Origin of the sequence: Roseivirga sp. (assembly GCF_965216855.1) — a bacterium.
GTDB lineage: Bacteria > Bacteroidota > Bacteroidia > Cytophagales > Cyclobacteriaceae > Roseivirga.
The window spans coordinates 2,144,283-2,165,173 of the sequence record NZ_OZ244204.1 but is presented as its reverse complement, the minus strand read 5'-3'; the positions used below and the strand labels follow the sequence as shown (position 1 = coordinate 2,165,173).

General features: G+C 42.2%; 17 protein-coding genes. 8 read left to right on the top strand and 9 right to left on the bottom strand.

The annotated features are described in order from the left end of the window. The first annotated feature begins 72 nt into the window (after nt 1–72). Nucleotides 73–2,250: an OmpA family protein gene (locus ACOOEY_RS09785; protein ID WP_420388494.1), complete on the top strand. Its 2,178-nt coding sequence runs from the start codon at nt 73–75 to the stop codon at nt 2,248–2,250. A gap of 9 nt (nt 2,251–2,259) precedes the next feature. On the opposite strand, the gene ACOOEY_RS09780 is transcribed toward ACOOEY_RS09785, so the two are convergent. After that, nucleotides 2,260–3,123: a hypothetical protein gene (locus ACOOEY_RS09780; RefSeq protein ID WP_420388493.1), complete on the bottom strand. Its 864-nt coding sequence runs from the start codon at nt 3,121–3,123 to the stop codon at nt 2,260–2,262. A gap of 211 nt (nt 3,124–3,334) precedes the next feature. Here ACOOEY_RS09780 and ACOOEY_RS09775 point away from each other — a divergent pair, with 211 nt between their 5' ends. From ACOOEY_RS09775 to ACOOEY_RS09765, 3 genes are all read left to right on the top strand, one after another. After that, nucleotides 3,335–3,871 carry a PepSY-associated TM helix domain-containing protein gene (locus tag ACOOEY_RS09775; RefSeq protein ID WP_420388492.1) on the top strand — a complete coding sequence of 179 codons (537 nt, stop codon included), beginning with the start codon at nt 3,335–3,337 and terminating at the stop codon, nt 3,869–3,871. Nucleotides 3,872–3,987: 116 nt separating this feature from the next. Then, nucleotides 3,988–7,074, top strand: coding sequence for an AsmA-like C-terminal region-containing protein (locus ACOOEY_RS09770; protein WP_420388491.1), 3,087 nt, complete (start codon nt 3,988–3,990; stop codon nt 7,072–7,074). 137 nt (nt 7,075–7,211) lie between these two features. Further along, a complete protein-coding gene (locus ACOOEY_RS09765; RefSeq protein ID WP_420388490.1) occupies nt 7,212–7,433 on the top strand; it encodes a hypothetical protein in 222 nt (73 codons plus the stop codon). Here ACOOEY_RS09765 and purE read toward each other — a convergent pair. Genes purE through ACOOEY_RS09750 form a run of 3 tightly spaced genes read right to left on the bottom strand, consistent with a single transcriptional unit; the run spans nt 7,430 to nt 10,925 of the window. Further along, nucleotides 7,430–7,936, bottom strand: coding sequence for a 5-(carboxyamino)imidazole ribonucleotide mutase (gene purE, locus ACOOEY_RS09760; RefSeq protein ID WP_420388489.1), 507 nt, complete (start codon nt 7,934–7,936; stop codon nt 7,430–7,432). The two genes, ACOOEY_RS09765 and purE, sit on opposite strands and share 4 nt — an antisense overlap. Further along, entirely contained in the window at nt 7,933–9,069 is a 1,137-nt protein-coding gene (locus ACOOEY_RS09755; protein WP_420388488.1) for a 5-(carboxyamino)imidazole ribonucleotide synthase, read from the bottom strand. Before ACOOEY_RS09755 ends, purE begins: the two co-directional genes overlap by 4 nt. Before the next feature lie 56 nt (nt 9,070–9,125). Then, nucleotides 9,126–10,925, bottom strand: a complete 1,800-nt coding sequence (locus ACOOEY_RS09750) for a MutS-related protein (protein ID WP_420388487.1) — start codon at nt 10,923–10,925, stop codon at nt 9,126–9,128. A 130-nt stretch (nt 10,926–11,055) separates the two neighbouring features. On the opposite strand from ACOOEY_RS09750, the gene ACOOEY_RS09745 reads away from it, so the two are divergent. Genes ACOOEY_RS09745 through ACOOEY_RS09735 form a run of 3 tightly spaced genes read left to right on the top strand, consistent with a single transcriptional unit; the run spans nt 11,056 to nt 14,153 of the window. Next, nucleotides 11,056–11,628 carry an RNA polymerase sigma-70 factor gene (locus tag ACOOEY_RS09745; RefSeq protein ID WP_420388486.1) on the top strand — a complete coding sequence of 191 codons (573 nt, stop codon included), beginning with the start codon at nt 11,056–11,058 and terminating at the stop codon, nt 11,626–11,628. Between the two features lie 48 nt (nt 11,629–11,676). Beyond that, nucleotides 11,677–12,669 carry a FecR family protein gene (locus ACOOEY_RS09740; protein WP_420388485.1) on the top strand — a complete coding sequence of 331 codons (993 nt, stop codon included), beginning with the start codon at nt 11,677–11,679 and terminating at the stop codon, nt 12,667–12,669. A gap of 8 nt (nt 12,670–12,677) precedes the next feature. Further along, entirely contained in the window at nt 12,678–14,153 is a 1,476-nt protein-coding gene (locus ACOOEY_RS09735) for a carboxypeptidase-like regulatory domain-containing protein (RefSeq protein WP_420388484.1), read from the top strand. On the opposite strand, the gene feoB is transcribed toward ACOOEY_RS09735, so the two are convergent. The 3 genes from feoB to ACOOEY_RS09720 all read right to left on the bottom strand — a co-directional run bounded on the left by feoB (nt 14,146) and on the right by ACOOEY_RS09720 (nt 17,879). Further along, nucleotides 14,146–16,257 (bottom strand): ferrous iron transport protein B, encoded by a 2,112-nt coding sequence (gene feoB / locus ACOOEY_RS09730; protein ID WP_420388483.1) that lies wholly within the window; start codon nt 16,255–16,257, stop codon nt 14,146–14,148. The two genes, ACOOEY_RS09735 and feoB, sit on opposite strands and share 8 nt — an antisense overlap. Before the next feature lie 5 nt (nt 16,258–16,262). Further along, nucleotides 16,263–16,484 (bottom strand): FeoA family protein, encoded by a 222-nt coding sequence (locus ACOOEY_RS09725; protein ID WP_420388482.1) that lies wholly within the window; start codon nt 16,482–16,484, stop codon nt 16,263–16,265. A 69-nt stretch (nt 16,485–16,553) separates the two neighbouring features. Further along, nucleotides 16,554–17,879, bottom strand: a complete 1,326-nt coding sequence (locus tag ACOOEY_RS09720; protein WP_420388481.1) for an HTTM domain-containing protein — start codon at nt 17,877–17,879, stop codon at nt 16,554–16,556. 40 nt (nt 17,880–17,919) lie between these two features. Between ACOOEY_RS09720 and ACOOEY_RS09715 the strand changes: the two genes are divergently transcribed. Beyond that, a complete protein-coding gene (locus tag ACOOEY_RS09715) occupies nt 17,920–18,078 on the top strand; it encodes a hypothetical protein (protein ID WP_420388480.1) in 159 nt (52 codons plus the stop codon). Here ACOOEY_RS09715 and ACOOEY_RS09710 read toward each other — a convergent pair whose 3' ends face one another. Further along, entirely contained in the window at nt 18,079–20,508 is a 2,430-nt protein-coding gene (locus ACOOEY_RS09710; protein WP_420388479.1) for a bifunctional UDP-N-acetylmuramoyl-tripeptide:D-alanyl-D-alanine ligase/alanine racemase, read from the bottom strand. Nucleotides 20,509–20,516: 8 nt separating this feature from the next. Then, nucleotides 20,517–20,855 carry a tRNA-binding protein gene (locus ACOOEY_RS09705; RefSeq protein WP_420388478.1) on the bottom strand — a complete coding sequence of 113 codons (339 nt, stop codon included), beginning with the start codon at nt 20,853–20,855 and terminating at the stop codon, nt 20,517–20,519. Between the last annotated feature and the right edge of the window lie 36 nt (nt 20,856–20,891).

The following is a 20,891-nucleotide window of genomic DNA, read 5'->3' as shown; positions in this document are numbered from 1 at the left end:
TCGCGCTCGGATGTGCACCTCACCATGAAACACTGCTTTAGCTTACTATTTATAGTTTGCACGTGCATTGCATTGAGTGCCCAGACTACTATTCAATGGGCAACTCGGGTAGAAGCAGTGTCGTCTGAGTTTACTGAACTGGAAAATTCTTCCCGCCAAGCTCTTCTCAAACCCAATATTCTTCCTGCCGGGGGAAGCAATCCGAATGCCTGGAGGCCCTTTAAGCCCAATACTGTAGAGTTTATCAAAGTTGGTTTCGACTTGCCCATGCCTATCGAGCAGATTGCTATTGGTGAGACCTACAATCCCGGAGCCATTAGCCAGGTATTCCTTTATGATCAGGAAGGGAATGAATATAAAGTGTATGATCAACCCGCGGGTCCGGTCAGGGAGCGATGGCGGATGTTCCGCATATTTATCGAGAAAACTACCTACAACGTGGCGGCTGTAAAGGTAGTACTGGATGGAACCAAGGTAGATGGCTTCAGTGATATCGACTGTATTGGTGTCTCCAATGCCAGGGAGCCAATTGAGGCACGGATTAATCTGATGCCCAATATCAACACACGCCTTCAGGTTTACAGACTCAATGATCTGGTCAATAGTGATAAGAGAGAAATCAAACCACTTCTGACCAAGGATGGTCAGACACTCTATTTTAGTAGAAGAGGACACGAAGGTAATGTTGGTGGCCTTGATGATCTGGAGGATATCTGGTATTCAGATTTCGATCAGAGCACCCAGGATTGGGGGCTGGCCTACAATATTGGGGAGCCGCTGAATAATCTGGATCCCAACTTTATCAGTGCCTTTCTTCAGGAAGATGAGGAACTTATTATTCTAGGGAATGAGTACCTAAAAGGAGGAATGAATTATGGCCTTTCAAAAAGCCGAAGGTTAGACCGAACCACCTGGACCTACCCACAAAACCTGAAAATCTATAATGACCTCAATGTACATGAGAACGTGAATTTCTGGCTTACACCAGACAGTGAAGTGCTCATTATTTCTGAGGAAGGAAGAGGTACGGAAGGGCAAAGAGATTTATATGTCAGCTTCCTTCAAAAGGATGGTGTCTGGACAGAGCCTGTACATATGGGGCCGGTGATTAATACAGCCGGGGAAGAAGAGGGACCATTCCTCATGCCTGATAAAAAGACTTTGATATTCACTTCTAATGGACACAGCGGTTATGGTCAGAAGGATTTGTTCATGACCAGACGACTGGATAACTCCTGGCAGAGCTGGACTGAACCAGAAAACCTCGGGCCTGTAATCAATACTGAAGTTGATGACATGTTTCTGTTCATTCCAAAGAATGGAGGCTTTGGTTATTTCTGCAGAGAGGTTGAAGGGAATAATCTGGATATCCATTCATTTACATTGCCGCTCGTTTCTCGTCAGATCAGATTGGTTTCACTCTGTGGTCGAATTGTCGACCCTGATACTCAGGAACCTTTAGATGCTGAGGTGGTCTTTTCCAGACTGAGAGACGGTGTTGAAGTGGGACGGGTAAGAACCGATGCGGGAGGAAATTATTGTATTGAACTGCCGGCTGATGAAATTTACAGCTATAGAGCTGAAATCCCGGGCTTCGTGCCGGTAGGTTCAACCATCGACTTATTGGATGTATCAGACCTGAATGTCTATGCCGTATCGCTGGACAGACTAGACCTGGACAGCTCAAGAGTGGCTCTTGGTGAACCTATTGAGGTACCTCAGGATGTAGTAAAGGCTGTTGCCATTACTCTGGCACTTCCAGAAATTAAAAGAGACACTTTTGCGGTGCTCAATGCGCAAAGAAGGGAGTTGGGTTTACCGGAATTGAGCCAGAATGCTGTGCTCTCTAATGCACCTACTCCTACTGTTTATGCCACACCACAGTTAGTGAAAGCGGCAGCTGGCAAATCATTTGCCATCAGAAATGTCTTCTTCGATTTTGATAAGGATCTGCTCAAGGAACAATCCTGGATAGAGATGCGGAATCTGGCCAAGTTCATGAACGACTATCCTAATGCCATTGTAGAACTCGGAGGCCATACCGATAGCTATGGTACTGATGCCTATAACGTTGACCTTTCACATAGACGGGTGGAAGCGGTGCGCAAAGGACTGGCCACACTGGGTATCAAAGAAGAACGATTACGCTTTGTCTGGTATGGCGAAACAATTCCTATAGCTTCTAACAGAACAAGAGCTGGCCGTGCCCTGAATAGACGGGTAGAATTTAAAATAATAAAACTGGAGTAATAAAGACCCTTACTTGGTCTGAGAGAGCTTTCTGTCTCTAACAGAAGTGATGTATTTTTCCAGATATCGATTCTTCAAATCTTCTTTGATCAAGTCGTATTTCAATATCTTATTTATAATTAACTGCATAAGTTTTTCATTCCTTTCTGATGGATACAGCTCATAGGCTTTCATGACCATCTCCATCGCATTCACATAATCTTTGCTTAAATAAAACTTGGCTGACTCATTGAAATACTGAAGTCCTGCCAATTGCTTAAGGTCGATTGTTTTGTACTGGTTGGGTAGTGTTTTAAAATCTGAGAACCACTCCCCAACTGTAGTCAACTGACTTATTCTACGATGATTTAACCATGGTTGTTTAAGTAATTGCTCCATTTCAACTGTAGTTCTCATAAAGCCATTGAAAGGTAATGTCGATTCAAAGACATATGACTTATTATCGAGCTCCAGATGTATAAAAACATGATTGGGTAATTCTATAATTCTGTAGTCATAGCCAAAGTGTTGGAGTATTATAGCATAAATCGCGGTGCCTGTGAGACAGCCGAATTGTCCATCGTTTAAAGTCTCCTGCATAGTGGCCAGGCGATCATACTCAGTTAAAAGACTATTGTGTGTTTTGTAGAATATGCTTCTTAAAAAGGCGTAATCAGACTTTCTTCGCTTTTCAACCTTCTCTAGTCTCTCAACAAGGTGACTAAACTTTTGAACCAATTCATCCTCATTTTGGGCCGAATAAATACTAAGAAACTGTTTTAAGGAATTAACTGAAAGGTTGATAGGGTCTTCTACAGAAGCTATATCATTTTGCTGAGCCCTGACTGGTGTCAGTGGTAGTATTAATAGCCATATGATGATCCTCCACTTCATTTTTTCTTCTCCCGCACCTGTGCATTGACATGGTTCTGTAAATTTCAGTTAATACAAATTTAACATTAAATTAATATTTAGCAAGAAATCGTCTCAAAAACACGACATATGAGGATAATGTTTTCTTTTACATTCAATTCATTAACATTTACATAACATATAATACTGCTTGCGTCAGAATGGCTTTTTACAGTTATTGCGTGCTTTCAGAATGGGTACACAGAAAGTCGCAAAAACATTAAGGAGCTACAGGAAAATCCATAAATGGATCGGTCTGATTTTGGCTCTTTTCCTAATTCTCAGTGCTTTAACAGGTGTTCTGTTAGGCTGGAAGAAGAATGTGGATTTGCTACAACCACCTACTCAGAAAGGAGTTGAGTTGAATATGTCAGCCTATAAGCCGGTAGAAGAATTGGCAGCGGCTGCTCTGGTCGCAGTAGATTCACTAGGCCTCACCTCCGATAACTTCGATCGAATTGAATACAGGCCTACCAAGGGGATTGCTAAGGTGCTATTCGATACAGGCAGCTGGGAAGTTCAAGTAGACGCTACAAATCTTGAAGTGCTTTCAGTAGCTAAAAGACATTCAGACTGGATTGAACATATCCATGATGGATCAATCATCTCTGAGACTTTCAAGCTCATCTCCATGAACATACTCGGCATAGGCCTTGTTTTCCTAAGTATAACAGGTTTGTGGCTTTGGTATGGGCCGAGAAAAATCAGGAGCCTTAAGAATAAGGCATAGTCACACAACCACATGCTGGCCCTTTTTAGTTGGAGCATTAATAAATCTTGAAGTATTAAAACTTTGTATCGCTCCCTATCGATATTCGTTAAATTAGCACTGATAAAGTTTGATTTATGAAGAAGGCACTCAAAATAGTCGTTGGTTTTATTCTTTTCCTTTTTGTGGCAATTCTCCTGATACCTGTCTTTTTCAAAGGCAAAATCAAGGAGCTGATTATGGAAGAGTTTGCCAAGAATACTGAGGCCACTTTGTACTTCGATGACTTTAACCTTTCTCTGATTAGAAACTTTCCAAACTTTACTTTATCCCTCGATGAGATGGGGATTATTGGAAAGGGCGTTTTCCAGGAAGACACCTTATTTAAGGTAGATGAGCTTTCTGCTACAGTAAATCTGCAGGAAGTGCTTTTTGGCGATCAGATAAGTCTGAAGTCAATTTCTGCTGATGGTGCCGATATCACCATTATTGTTCTGGAAGATGGTACTGCTAATTACGATATAGCCAAAGCTTCGGAAGAAGTTGTAGAACCAGATACCGATGAAGAAGCCGGGGCAGTAAGCCTGGGTCTTGAATCGATCTCAGTTACTAATAGCCAGTTTGTTTACTTCGATCAGGGACTGAATTACTTCATGCAACTGGCAGGCATGAATGTAACCGGTGAGGGAGATTTCACCAATGATATTTTTGATCTCACTACCAGAGGTCGGGTAGATGATGTAGAAGTTAATTATGAAGGTGTAGATTATTTACATAATAAATCGGTGGACCTTGATGTGATCCTTTCCATGGATCTCACCAACTCCAAATACACCTTTAAGGAGAATATTATCAAAGTGAATGACTTTCCGCTGGCAGCGGATGGTTCCTTTACCCTGCTGGATGAGGGCTATGGGATGGACTTATCTTTCTCTTCTCCGGGAGCAGAGTTTAAACAGCTACTCTCACTTGTTCCAGCCGTTTATTCTAGTTCATTTGAATCATTACGTGCGGCAGGGAATCTAAACTTTAATGGTACACTGAAAGGGGTTTATGCCGATGAGAGTATGCCGGCTTTTAGTTTTGGTCTTAACGTTAAAGACGGAGACTTTAAATATCCCGATTTACCCGATGCCATTAAGAATGTTCAACTCAGTCTGAATATTGACAATAAAACCGGAGTGATTGAAGACACCCGGGTTGATTTGCAGAACCTTCATTTAGAAATGGGTTCGAATCCTTTCGATGCTAAGCTTCTGATTGAGAACCTGAAAGACTATACCATGACTGCTGCTATTAATGGGCAGCTTAATCTGGCTGAAATAGGTTCTTATTATCCTATGGAAGGGTATGACATGCGCGGACTGATCAACATTAAAGCAGATGCCAGCGGTGTATATGACAGCCTGAAGAAGATGGTGCCGAAAATGGATATTGGTCTGAGCCTTGAAAACGGATATATAAAAACACCTGATGTGCCATCTGCGATTGAGAACCTGACTTTATCTGCAGGTGTCATTAACCCTTCTGGTAGATTGTCGGATACTGAAATTATGGTTGATAACCTGTCTCTTAATTTGGATGGGCAGGAGTTCATGGCCCAGTTGAAGCTGGTTAACCCTGACAACTTTACCTGGGATATGAAGTCTAGCGGATCTCTTGATTTGGAGAAATTAATGGCTATGTACCCGATGGAAGGAATGGAGCTGAAAGGAAAGATCAATACTTCGCTCCAGAGTAGCGGTAATATGAGAGATCTGGAAGCAGAGCGATATAGCAGATTACCAACTTCCGGAGAACTCATTCTCTCAGACTTCAGCTATAAGGGAGAAGGCATTGATCAGGAAATCAGTATTGCCACGGCTGAAGCCAGGTTCGATAATAACTCCATATCGCTTTCCAATTACTCAGGAAAAGCAGGTTCTACCTCTTACACCATGGATGGAAAGATCGAGAACTATCTCGGATTCGCGTTGAATAATGAAACGCTCACCGGAGCTTTGAATGTACAGGCCGATCAACTCAATGTGAACGAATGGATGGTTGAATCAGAGGAAGAGGTTGCCACAGAAAGCGGTGAACCCATGGAAGTTGTGCGTATTCCGGAGAACGTGGTGTTCAATATGACTGCCAAAGTGAATCAGGTGAAGTACAACAGCCTGAACATGAATAATGTGCAAGGGAATGTTGTGGTGAAAGATGGAGCTGTGTCTTTAAACAATACCGGGTTTAACGCATTGAATGGAACTGTTTCCGCTACCGGTATTTATGACAGTAAGCCGGAGCAACCTGTTTTCGACTTTAAATTAGGGGCTAAAGAAATTTCCATTCCTGCCTCATTCCAATCAGTAGATATGGTGCAAAAGCTGGCGCCTGTTACACAGCAGATGACCGGATTATTCTCAACAGACTTTAGCATCAAAGGAGCCCTGGGTTCTGACATGATGCCGGATTATGGAACGATTACCGGAGGAGGCCTCATACAGGTACTACAAGCCAGTCTTGGTCAGTCTGACCTACTTTCTGGTTTGACTAGTGTAACCAAGCTAAGCAATATTGGTACGGCCACACTTGAGCGTGTAAAAATGTCGGCTGAGATTAAAGATGGAAAGCTCTTCATTAAGCCGTTCGATATTAATATTGGAGACTACAAAACCACTATTTCTGGAAGTACAGGAATCGATGGTTCTATAGATTACCTGCTCAAAATGAATGTGCCGGCTGGTCAGGTAGGTGCCCAGCTGAATAGCCTGGTCTCGTCATTGACCGGAACCAGTAACCAACTGACAGGAGAAAACCTCATCTTGAATATTGGAATGGGAGGAGTCTTTACTGAGCCTAAGTTCAGTCTACAGAGTATTGCTTCTGCAGATGGCAATACTGTTCAGAATACGGTGAAGGCAACCGTTACTGCCAAGGTTGATGAAAAGAAAGAGGAGGTAAAGAAGGAAGTAGAGACCCAGGTAGATGCGGCAAAGGATTCTGCACGTGAAGTGATTACGGCCAAAACGGATACCGCTAAGGCTAAATTAGATAGCCTTGTTCAGGCACAGAAAGATAGCCTGGCTAAAGCGGCTGCCGGTAAATTGGGGGTAGAAAAGGATACCGTAGATAAAAAACTGGAAGAGGTAAAAGAGAAGGCAAAAGGGGTATTGGAAGGGCTTCTGAAGAAAAAGAAGAAGAATGAGAAGAAGGAAGATGAGGATGATGGAAACAATCCCTAAGACGACCTCAAAGACTTGAAAGTTACAGCTGAAAATCAGTCTTGATAGAAGCTTAACATTGGTAATTCACAGCTTAACAAATTCTTAAATCATTCAATATCAATTACTTTCGTAAAAACTGTTATGCTTGCATAATAATGTCGAAAGTAAGCCCACATATAGATTTAGGTACCGGATATGTTCAGATATCTCGTTTACCTTTCGATCAGGCCATCAAAATCAGACAGTTTGTGCCTGAGTCAAGTATCCTTTGTTTCAATACCAGCGAGGGATTTGTAAATGATGCATTGGAGTACAGCCAGTACGAATACTGGTTTGACTTTCATCATAACTCCTACGAATCAGAATTTAGCATTTAAGATTTCCAGCCATTTTTGGCTACGGCCTCAATACTCTCTTCAACTTTGGTTTTGAGGTTCTCTTTGTATTCAACCAGATTGGCAGCAACCCGCTCATCTGAAGTGCCTACAATCTGTGCTGCGAGGATACCGGCATTTTTAGCGCCATCAAGGGCAACTGTTGCTACGGGAACACCACCGGGCATTTGCAGAATAGAAAGGACAGAATCCCAACCATCAATAGAGTTGCTAGACTTTACCGGTACACCAATCACAGGCAAAGTAGTCAATGAAGCCACCATACCAGGCAAGTGCGCAGCACCCCCTGCTCCGGCTATTATCGCCTTGAGTCCTTTCTCAGTAGCTGATTTGGCATAAGAGAACATTCTGTCAGGGGTTCTGTGAGCTGAAACAATGGTAAGCTCAAAAGCTACTCCCAAATCTTCTAATACCTGAGCTGCTTCTCGCATCACTCTCAGGTCTGACTGACTTCCCATTATGATTCCTACAACCGGTTGGCTCATGCTTTTACTTTTAATGTCGTTTTAACGAAGTTAACTTTTTCTCTTAATTCAGTCATGTCCTGATCAGACACGGTGATATGTCCCATTTTTCTAAATGGCTTGGTCAGCTTTTTGCCATACAGATGTACATGCACTCCCGCTTTTGCTAAAACTTCAGCCATGCCTTCGTATCTGGCGTTGCCTGTGAAGCCATCTTCTCCCAATAAGTTCACCATGGCCGATGGCCATAGCGTAGCAGTATCTCCCAGTGGCCAGTTGAGGATGGCTCGTAAATGTTGCTCAAACTGAGAGGTTACATTTCCTTCGATAGTCTGATGACCACTGTTATGTGTTCTTGGAGCAATTTCATTTACCAAAAGTTTTCCCTCTTTGGTCAGGAACATTTCAATGGCTAAAAGACCTGTCATATCCAGTTTTTCAATCACTGTTTTGGCAAGTTCCTGCGCCTCATTTTCGATGTTTGAATTGATATCTGCCGGAGAGAACAGGTATTCTACCAGATTATGCTCTGGGTGGAAAACCATTTCAACGGTGGGGAATGTCTTCATTTCTCCAGACTCATTTCTGGCGACAATCACGGCAAGCTCTTTCTCAAAATCTACCAGTTCTTCAACAAAACCATGGGCATCGAACGCTTTGCTCAATGCCTCTTCAGATTTAATAACCTGTACTCCCCTTCCATCATAACCACCGGTAGCCAGCTTATTGACAAAGGGTAACAAATCTTTTTTAGCTTCTACTTCTTCTGCATTAGCAACTTCGTGAAAAGGAGCCGTAGGTATATTGTTAGCAGCATAGAATTGCTTTTGATGCAACTTGTTCTGAATGAGCTCTATAATATGGGGCTGAGGAAACACCTTTTTGCCTTGGGTTTCCAGGGCCTTTAGTGCTTCGGTATTGACGTTTTCAATTTCAATGGTGAGTAGTTCCTTGTCAGCGCCAAAAGCCATTACGGTATCGTAATCGGTTAAGGCACCATTGGTGAAAGAGGTAGAAATATCTTTGCAAGGAGCATTGGGGTCAGGGTCCAGCACATGAACGTCCAGGTTGAAATCAATGGCAGACTGAATCATCATTCGGCCTAGTTGACCGCCACCCAGTACACCAATTTTTACATTAGAGTCAAAAGACATAAGCATTTTAGAAATGAGCCCAAAAATAAGGAATTCATACTGAAATGCAGGTTCGATTATTCAACTTCAATTCCCATCAGCTGCATAAGCTTGGTGGCGTTAAAGCTTTTGCAAATACCCGGAGTGAGTTTGTAGTTGAAATCTATTTCATTTCCTGTCACTGTACTGTTGAAGCTGTAGTTTTTAACTCCTTCAAGTTCATTGGTCATATTCCCCAAAACAATGTCGTGGGTAGAGACAAAGCCAAAGGCATTGGCCTTATTCAGTTGCTTGATCAGAGCTGTGGCCCCCTTATGCCTGTCGTCAGAATTGGTGCCTTTCAGCACTTCGTCAATCATGAACAATGTGGGTCTGTCTTCGCTAATCTGACCCAACAGTTGCTTGAGTCGTTTTAACTCTGCGTAGAATGATGATACACTTTCTTCCAGATCGTCTTGGGTGCGCATACTCGTAAATACTTTCAGCTCCCCTACTTCCATCCGATCAGCACAAACGGGAGCGCCCATCAGCGCCAAAACGCTGTTAACACCTACGGTTCTTAAGAAGGTACTTTTTCCACTCATGTTCGATCCTGTAATCAGACAAATGCCTCCCCGCCCTTCAAACTCAAAATCATTATTCACTCTTTTGGCTGAGTTAATCAATGGATGGCCAAGGTTGGTGGCTTTCACAGTATGAGGATTAGTAGAAATGCCGGCAAACACATGGTTCGGATTCGAATAGGCATACCCCGCAATACTCATTAAGGCATCGAAGGTTCCGATAATTTCGAACCACTCTTCCAGGTTAGCTTCATTCTCTGCTTTCCACTTACTGATTTTCAAATACCAGTAGATATCGAGTAACAGGGTAATGTTAAATAGCAGGTAGAGTACATTAGCCCTGTTTTGAAGATTGTCCAGTATATGAGAGAGCTCACTCAGCATTCTGGATGCTTTCTGATCTTGTCGGCTTAGTTTGGACTTGAGCTCTTTCAACTTTTTGGCATTGAAATCACTTTCTTCAATGAGTAATATTTGCTCTTTCAGTGATCTTAATGATTTGTAGCCTTTTTCCGTTTGTTGGGTAATGGTCATGAGTTTCTGAAAAAGCGTACTTAAAACACCAATGTTGATGAATATCATCAGGACGATCAGGCCGAAGGGCACTATCCCCATCGAGTTTAGAACAATGCTTCCAATGGTGATGATGGCCAGGCCAAACATCAATACCTTATATAAGGCCATGTTGGCGGTCTTTGATTCACTCCTTAACCATTGAAAAAGCTCTTTGGTACTTTGTTCATCGGGCTTTTCTTCGGTCATTCCATGGGCCTGAAAATTCTGTCGGAGATCTAAGTGGTCGGTTAGTTCAGCAATGGCTCTTTGTCTTTCAGTGATTTCTTCTTGGGGTGCATGATTGCTAAGCCATTTGGCCAGGATATTTTTCCCAAATAATGAAGAGGTTCTGTTGATTAGCTGGTACAGCGAGTGTTTACCGAAGACATCCAGGTCAATATGATAAGGGTGTTCAGGCTCAAAAAACTCCATACCATCTTCAAAGCCACTCAATTGAAAGTTCAATCGCTTGATTTCATCTTCATTAACCTGTACCAGGCTATTTGTGACTAGTAACTTCTTTTTACACGTTTCATGCTTTTTGAGCAAAAACAGGTAGACGGCAATAAAGGCGAGGAAAATGTATAACAAGGCAGAGCCATTACCCAGATTGGCCGTATAGACAAAACTGACAATGAAAACGATGAAGGAGAGCACTCTGAACCATGACAATTTTTTCGATTCTGATTTGAGCTGTTCTGCGGAGGCTTTGAATTCTTCCAGTCTTTGCGAATAGATGGCTTGAGCTGTTTCTTTCAAGATGATTAGAGTTTAAAGATTATGCATACGAGTACCCCTTACAAGAGTTCACCAGAAGTGTTCTCTTTTTTGGACTTCTTCGCAATTAGTGAAATCTTTATAAATTCAACCCAACGACAAACTACTTAGTGTGGCTATAGAAGAAAGTCAGTTGCTTGAGGCCTTTGCCAAAGGTGACAAAAAAGCTTTTGAGAAACTTTTCCGAGACTATTACGACTCAACCTGTCGATATGTGATTCGCATTATTCGCGACAAGGACACGACTGAGGAAATAGTACAATCTACTTTTGTAAATCTTTGGGAGAAAAGAGAAATGATAAGATCTGATATTAGTTTCAGGTCATATCTGTTTCGTGCTGCCCATAATACGGCACTGAACTATATTAAACACAGAAAGGTTGTAGCCAAGCATGTAGCAAGTAAGCAAGACAGAATTATTGAGGTAAAGAAGAATTTTGTCAGCTATCAGCCCGATTTTGAATTGCAAAGAAGGATTGATCATGCAGTGGGTGAATTGCCTCCTCAATGCCAGAGAGTATTTCGTTTGAGTAGAGAGGAAGGGCTTAAATACCATGAGATTGCAGAAGAATTAGGGATATCCAAAAAGACGGTCGAAGTGCACATGGGTAAGGCCCTTAAGATGCTCAGAGAAAGTTTGGGAGATTATTTAACTATTTTTTTACCACTCATCATTTTATGGTAGGGGTATTAGTGCATAAAATTGTCTGAGTATTGTAGATAGAAAAACACAATGGAAGAGCAGATAGCCAAATATCTGGCTGATGAGATGGGAGAGGACGAAAGAAAGCAGTTTGAAGAACAATTGCTTTCTGATGAACAGCTTAATATTGAGCTGCAGGAGAGTATTGCCTCGTGGGAAATATCTGGTGTTAATAATCAATCCACAGAAGATTTTAATGTCGATGCTGCCTGGAACAAAGTTTCGGAGCAATTGACTATTGAAAGGGAGCTTAAACCCGCTCCGACAAGATTCTCATTCTACAAAATCGCAGCCAGCCTTATGCTGATTGCCTCACTTGGTTACTTTATCACAAAGTGGTCTGGTGTACTGGATAATGGAGATGGTGATATAGTTTCATATACCACTACTGCCAGGGTTGAAGAAGTTAATTTGCCTGACGGCTCAGTGATTAAGCTCAATGCTAATTCTTCATTAACTTATGATAAGACCTTTGGAGAAGACAATAGAAATGTAACCCTTACCGGTGCTGCCAACTTTGATGTAGCCAGAAACGAGGATTTGCCATTTGTAATCTCCACCAAGAATAGCGAAGTAAAAGTATTAGGCACAAGCTTCGATGTAAGTGCTTATGATGATGCCGATGTGGAAGTAAACGTTTCATCAGGAACGGTTGGTTTCCAATCTACCAAAGCAAAGGGAGAGCCTTTGGTACTTCAAGCCGGAGAGAAGGCCACGTTATCTTCTGATGGACTTTCTATGCAAAGAGGTAAAGTGAAAAATCAGAATTATGCTGCATGGTGGACCAGAGAATTGGTTTATGAGAATGTAAAGTTGTCTGATGTAGTAAAGGATTTTGAAAAGACTTACTGGGTAGAAATTGAATTGGCTGATGCTGTTGCGGGTTGTCCGATTACATCAACCATTAAAGATAAGACGCTCGATGAGGCACTTGAAATAGTAAAAGCTACTGTACCGACTATCACAATCAACAGAGATAAAGAAAATCATATAAAATTAGACGGAAAGGGATGTACTGATTAAATTGGTACATGCATCGAAAGCTTGCCGTCACTATTTTTTTCTTCGTTGCCACTCAACTAATCGCACAGGACAAGCAGAACTCTGTTCTTAGTAACAAAATCAGCGTTCAGTTTAACAACTCTACCTTACCCGCAGCTCTCCGTCAATTGACCAGGGAGGCTAATCTCAACTTTTCTTATATCAGCAATATCATTCCCCGGGATGTCCGAATCACCTACTCTTATGAGAATGTAAGTGTGAAGGATATGCTGGATGATCTGCTCTCCAGAGGTAATCTCTATTATCGGGAAGTGCAGGGTACCATTATTATTCTCAAGCGAATTTACAGCGAGCGAACGATAACGGGGCAGGTACTGGATAAAACAACACAGGAACCTCTGCCCTTTGCCAATGTCTTCATTGACAATAGTACCCTGGGCCTGGCTACAGATCTTGAGGGCAGGTTTAAGATTGACAATATTCCGGATATAGGCTTCAACCTGGTGGTGTCTTACGTTGGCTATAAGTCCAAATCAATTCCTTTTAATTATAAGCAGGAAGTAGAGAATAGAAATTTCATTATTGAAATGGAGCTGGATTCTATTGCGCTTGAAGAGATTATGGTGATAGGGCAGGCCAGAAGAAGAAATGACAGGGAAAAGAGAAGGCTTTTTAAAAGGTTTGAAGAAGAGTTTTTGGGGAAGTCTGAAAATGCTAAGGAGTGTGTAATAGTCAATCCGGAGGTACTGGAATTCGAGGTCTTGGATAGTCTCAATAACTATCGGGTTACTGCCGAAGACATGCTTTATATTGAGAATAATGCCTTAGGCTTCAGGATTGGATACCTGCTTGAGGAATTTATTTTTGAGAATGGTACCAAAGTCAATATTGGCTCTGCACAATTCAAGGAGCTTGAACCCAAATCTAGAAGACAATACCGAAAGTGGGAGGAAGCCCGTGATAAAGCATACAGAGGCTCGGTGCTTCATTTCCTGAATGCACTGATCATGGATCAGTTGGATGAAGAGGGCTTCAAGGTGAATATCGTCCAATACGACTCAGTTACCTCTGAATACACAACACCCTTAAACCCACAACCTTTAGATCAGATACTACAGGTTGAAAAGACTGATAAGGAGTACCTATATCGGTTGACTACAGTCGGTGATATTGAGGTAACCTACACCAGGGAATTTGAAGATGATGACTACAAGAAATTGTATCGAAGTTCTTCCAAGAGTGGTAACTATAAGTATACCGATAAGAAGGCGAGGTCTTCAATTGCACTTTCTGAAAATCAGAGTTTAACAAGTTATCAGGTGTTTGGGATAGACCTGGATGAACTAGACCTATTCCAGAAGTCTATTATTTTCTTCAACGAAAAGACCACGACCATCAATTTTCCGGGACAGTTTCTGCAGCCTCGTGATGTGACTTTTGGTGGTTGGTGGCGCTGGGGAGCCTTTTCAGATGTGTTGCCCCTTAACTACAGACCTACTAACTAAAGATATTATAAGTCGCGAGTGCTGCCAGATAGGCCACCGCAGACATATAGATGGTTTGGAGTAAAGGCCATTTCCAACCTTTGGTTTCTCTATATACTACCGCCAAAGTACTCATACACTGCATAGCAAAAGCGTAGAATACCATGAGAGAAAAACCCAAAGCAGGGGTATACATTTTTCCTCCCGTTCTGGGGTTAACTTCCTTGCTCAGCTTTTCTTTAATGGTGAGCTCATCTTCCTCATCAGCCCCAATGCTGTAAATGGTAGAGATAGTGCCTACAAATACTTCACGCGCTGCAAAAGAGGTGATTAGAGCAATGCCAATTTTCCAGTCGTAACCCAGAGGTCTGATTGCCGGTTCTATAAACTTCCCAAACATACCAGCATAGGAATGCTCTAGTCTGTAGGAGCTTATGGCGGTTTCCAATTCCTCATCAGATACCGAGGCAGGTAATTCACTCTTTACTACTTCTTCAGCATTTGAGAAGCTGTCACCCGGGCCATAGGATGCCAGAACCCAAAGAATAATAGAGATAGCCACGATTACTTTACCCGCTTCAAACACGAAAGTGGTAGACTTTTCATAAATCGTCAGGGCTACATTCTTCCACTTGGGAAGTTTATAGGTTGGCAACTCCATGATGAAGTAGCCACGCTGTTTGGTCTTGAGGATATACTTCATGGCCCAGGCAGAAAGTATAGCCGCAATCAATCCCAGTAAGTATAGTCCTGTTAAAACAAGGCCTTGTAAGTTGATAAAACCCAGTACATCTTTCTGTGGAACAACCAGTGCAATGAGCAGCGTATAGACAGGAAGTCGGGCCGAACAACTCATAAACGGAGTTACAAAAATGGTGATGAGCCTGTCCTTCCAACTTTCGATATTCCTGGTGGCCATAATGGCGGGAATAGCGCAGGCCATACCCGATACCAAAGGAACCACGCTTTTTCCATTGAGTCCGAAAACTCTCATAATCCTGTCCATGAGGAAGACAGCTCTGGACATGTAGCCAGATTCTTCTAACAGAGATATAAAGCCAAATAGCAAGGCAATTTGAGGGATGAAAACAACCACTCCGGCCAAACCAGCAATAATCCCATCCGTAATCAGGTCATTGACAACTCCTTCTGGCAAGGCACCCTTTACCCAGGAAGAAAAGTCGGCCATAGAGTTTTCAATCAATGCCATGGGCCACTCAGCCCAGGCAAAAATGGCCTGGAAAATAATGAGTAGTATAGCAGTGAAAATAAGATAACCGAAGACCTTGTGAGTTACTACCTGATCTATTCTCTGTGAAAGACTAAGCTTTTTCTCAGACTCCGTTTTAATATTGCGGTCAACCACTTCAGAGATCAGGGCGTACCTGCCCAGCACTTCCTGTGATTGCGTTGGAACGTCATAAAAGCCGGTCTTTCTTTTAATTTCTTCTATGCTCTGGCGCTCATCATCAGTCAGGAAGCTGAGCCTTACATTTTGTTGAGCATACTGATAAGCTCTGTAGTCTTCAGATAGATCAAATTTCTCTTTAATCTCATCTATGGTATCCTCAGCCAATTCTCTCACCGGATAGAATGGTTTTTTGGGAACCTTAAGATCTTGTGTAAGAATATTCTTCAGTGCTTCTACGCCAAGACCTGAATGCGAGTTAGCGGGAATAATCTTCACTCCCAGGTCGATAGACAATGACCTCAGGTCGAACTTTAACCTTTTCCTCTCGGCCAGGTCCATCATATTCAGGACGAGCACACAAGGAATATTCAGGTCTCTTAATTGAGTAAAGAGGAGGAGGTTTCTCTTCAGATTAGTGGCGTCAGCCACTACAATAATGATGTCGGGATGCTGCGGGTGATCCAAATCGAGCAACACTTCCTGTACAATTTGCTCATCCAGTGTTTTAGGGAAAATACTGTAAGTACCAGGCAAATCAGTTAGTTCTGCCACTCGGCCATCGGGAAGTTTGACCATGCCCGATTTTTTGTCTACAGTAACTCCCGGGAAATTACCAGTCTTTTGTTTTAGGCCGGTTAGTAAATTGAAAAGGGTGGTTTTCCCTGAATTGGGGTTACCTACAAGTGCTATTTTGAGATCTGCCTTGGATGCCATCAATATCAGTCTTCAATAAGAATGCTTGAAGCCTCAGTTCTTCTGAGCGATAGGCAGTAACCCGACACCTCTATGGCTAAAGGTCCTCCCCAGGGCGCCACCAGTTCCAGTGAAATTTCTGAACCGGGTAAGCAGCCCATTTCCATCAATTTCACAGAAAGCACTTCATCAGTAAAGCCTTTGATAATGGCCTTTTCATGAAGTTTCAGGTGGGTGATGTTCTTCAAAACTTATTTAGATTAATTATAAAGAGCGGCAATTTAGTGGCGAAAAACGGTATAACAAAGTGATTCAGCTTATTTGTAATCAGTGAGTATCCAGTCTGAATGTTTAAGTGATTGCCACCTGACTTTTGTAAGATCGATATTGTTATCAATTAGCCGCACCTGAGGTTCTCTGTTTAATCTTACAAAGGATTCGGCCCTGATTTCAACATCTTCAAATCCCTCTTTTTTGTATTCCTTTTCCAGATACTGAGCAAACTGCCAAATCATATCGGGGTGCCCCGGAAGGCTGTAAGCCTGTTTTCGGGTTAAATGGTCTGCTGGTCTTACTACCCAGGTTGAGTCGCTCTTAGGATCATAGACGTTGAAGTTGGTGTAACCGGCCTTATACCGGAGCATCATTCTCCAGGCCAGTCGATGCCCTTCTTCAGTATAAAAGACATCTCCTTTATATAAATGATGTCTGAGGGGTAAATACAACTGATGTGCGAAATAGATACCAAAAACCAGCATAAAGGCAAGGCAGCTGGGTGTGAGGGCTGGTAAGCTTTTTTCAATTTTAACAATTGGCTTCTTCCTGAAGAAAGTTCTCCTTACCGTTTCAGGTTCAAAGAAGAACACCATGAGTGAAATCATAAGGTAAGGGAAAATGCCTATTTGAAATACGATTGAGTTGAAGAGGTGAAATAGGATACCGATAATGAAGGCGGCTTTACGAGTTCTCTTCCATAGTAGAAAGTAGATAATTAAACCATCGAATAAAATGCCGCCATAAATGACAATTTGCTGTAACCACTCTTTCTGAAGCAGATCCCCAATGAACCAATAGTCTTTTTTCCCAACAAAATTCATAAAGATAAAATCACCATTAAGCCACCCGGGATAGAGTTTATGCAGGGAGGCAAAGGTGAAGACGATCCACATTTGTGCAATAAAGATGTTAATGCACCACCTCGGGCAGGTAGTGGATACCACGGAGTTCCAGCGTTTGGCATCTGATGAAAAGTAAGCATGTGCCGGAACAATGAGCATGAAAATACTAAGGAGAATAAGCAGGTAATAGTGGTTGTTATAATGCGTTTTTTGCATCCAGTAAACCAGTGTCCATAGCATAGTAAAGAGGCCGATTCCCAATCGATAGTAGAAACCAAACATGACCATGAGGCCACAGGCTGCCATCAGATAGAAATAGAGATACATCCAGGGGCCATCAGGAGGTTGGAGCCACTCCATACCTATGAGGGTAAAATTAAACTCTGGTTCTATCAGTGCTGACCTGACCCAACCGGTAAGTGTAGCTCCGAAGCTCTCAAGGAAGATGAGTGCCCCAAAACAAATTCTAAAAAGAATCAGTGGAGAATTGTCTACAGGTTGGAATTGAAATTTTAACCAGTTCAACTAAATTGAATTAATAGCCACAATTTACAGTTATAAAAACATGGCAAAAAGCAAAAAGAAAGCTTTGAAGCAGGAGGAGGAAGAAAAAAAGGACAAGAAGCGGTCAAACGAGTCTTCAAATGAAGAGAATGAGCAATTCGATTTCGGGGGAATTCCTTCAAATGTCAACTTCAAAAGGAATATGGGTTGTGGGGGGTAACTACTCCGAATAGTAAACCCTTTTTACCCTTCCACTTACATTTGTAAGTATTTCATAAGGAATGGTGTTAGCCCAATCTGCTAGTTGATTCACTGTGGGGGATTCGCCAAAGACTATAACCTCATCTCCTTCCTTGGCCTCCAGTCCGGTAACATCAATCATGGTCATATCCATACAGACATTTCCAATGGTTTGTGCCTTTTTACCATTAACCATCACGTAAGCATTACCATTGCTAAAGATTCTCAAATATCCATCGGCATAACCAATGGCGATTACGGCTATTTCCATGTCATCAATAGCCTTACCCTTTCTTCCATAACCAATGCTTTCTCCTTGCTTGACCTTTCTGATTTGGGAGATCACGGTTTTTAACCTGGCTGGTTTCTGAAGGCGGCCCTGAAACTTTTTATTTACTTCTACTCCATGCAGACCAATGCCTAATCTTACCATGTCCATCTGATGTTCAGTGAACCGGGTAATGCCTCCTGAATTGAGAATATGTAAGAGAGGGCGATTGGGTAGCATGGCAGCAATAGATTCCGCAGCCGATTTAAAATCTTGTATTTGTCTGAGTGAAAAGGGTTCCTCATCGGAGTCGTCAGATGCTGCCAGGTGGGAGAAAATGCTTTTGACGTCCAGAGAATCTAGTCCGGAAAGTGTCTCTTTAAGATCAGCAAGTTGATCTGCATCAAACCCCAGGCGATTCATACCAGTGTTAATGACTAAATGAAGAGGTAGTCTTTTTCCCAGGGACTTGAAGGTATCGTGAAAATGGATCAGTTGCCGGATATTATAAACCTCTGGTTCCAGTCCATGCCTGATCATACCATATACATCATCCTCTCCGGGGTTCATCACCATTATTGGTGTCTTGATGCCATCTTTTCTTAAAGTAATACCTTCATCTACATAAGCTACAGCCAGGTAATCTACCTGATTGTATTCCAGCAGGCGTGCTACTTCAGTACTACCGGATCCGTAGGCAAATGCCTTGATAACTGCCATTACTTTGGTTGTCGGTTTAAGTAGCGATCTGTAGAAGTTCAGGTTATGTGCCAGAGCATCGAGATTAATTTCCAGACTTGTCTTATGTACTTTTTCTGAAAGCTCGAGTGATACACGTTCCAGGGCAAACTGCCTTGCTCCTTTTATTAATATAAGTTGGTCACTTAGTTCGTCAAGTTTTTCTGAAGTCATCAATGCTTCAGTGCTAGTAAAGAAAGTACCTCTGATACTAAAAAGTTCTTTATTGGATTCGAGCTGGGGCCCGATTCCGATCAACTGATCTATACCCTTCGAGATGAGTAAATCATTGAGTTTTTTAAAGTCTGATTTACTGGTTTTAGACTGTATAAAATCAGAAAGAATGACGGTTTTCTTCGACCCGGAGCTTTGCTGATCCATAAAGTTCAGAGCTTTGGAAAGGCCTGCCAGGTCATTATTATAAGTGTCATCAATAATATAGTTGCCATTTTGCCCCTTTTTCAGCTCCAGCCTCATTTGTACGGGCCTGAGTTTGTTCAATTGTGTTTGAATGTCCTCATTGAGCAAACCAAATTGCAAGGCAGTAACAATACAATGCACTATGTTTTGAAAAGAAGCATCATCAAGTAAAGACGTGGTGAATTGATATGACTTACCCTTCCATCTGACCTCTATTCCATGCTCTTGTTTAATGGCTGCCAGGGCCGACTCTGGGTTTCTTGACCAGCCAATTTTCTCACCTTTAAATTCTTTCTCTATGATTGAAGCCAGTAAGTGATCATCGGAGTCATAAACCAGAACCTCTGAATCGTTAAACAGCTGGAGCTTCTCATGTACCTTCTGTTCAATGGACTCGAAGTTTTCTTCATGAGCTGAACCAATGTTAGTAAAGATGCCTGTCTGGGGCCTGAGAATCTTCTGTAGCTTATTCATCTCCCCGGGTTGGGAGATGCCCGCCTCAAACACACCAATGTCATAAAGACTGGTTAGTGGCCATACCGAGATAGGTACCCCAAGTTGAGAGTTGAAGCTTTTAGGGCTGGCCAATACTTTTTTTCTGATGGATAGCAGAACTGTCAGCCATTCCTTTACAATGGTTTTGCCATTGCTTCCGGTAATTCCTATTACTTCACCGCTAAACTCACCTCTTTGATGCTGAGCTAGTTTTTGCAAGGCCTCCAGGCTTGATGGCACCTGAATCAGGTTTACCCCATGAGCACCTTCGAGAGTTTCTTCAATAATGAAGTTTTGTGTACCCTTGGCAATTAGTTGAGGAATGTATTGATGACCATTGTACTGCCTCCCCTTCAACGCAATGAAGAGTTCCCCGGGTTGATGGGTCGCCTGCCGGCTATCAAAGCAGATACTCGTAATGGAAGTTTCGGCTTTGTTACCAGCGGAAAGGATACCTCCTGTGATATTGGCTATTTCATGAACTTTCAAATCCGGAATTAGTATAGTCTGGAACCATTAGGAACCTTAAAGTCAGGAGAACAAAGAACGACTTTTCCCTCCTGATTGGGAAAACCCGTAACCAAAACTTCTGAGATCATTTTTCCTATCTGCTTAGGAGGAAAGTTGACAACGGCTATCACTTGTTTACCAATGAGTTGTTCACAGTCATACAAATCTGTAATCTGTGCACTGGTTTTCTTTACACCAATTTCCTGTCCAAAATCCACCTCGAGGATATAAGCACTTTTTCTTGCAGAAGTATTCATTTTGGCTGAAACAACTGTTCCAACACGTATTTCTATTTTTTCAAAGTCTTGCCATTCAACTAGCCCCATGACGGTTTATCATAAAAAAGGTTTGAGATTTATTAC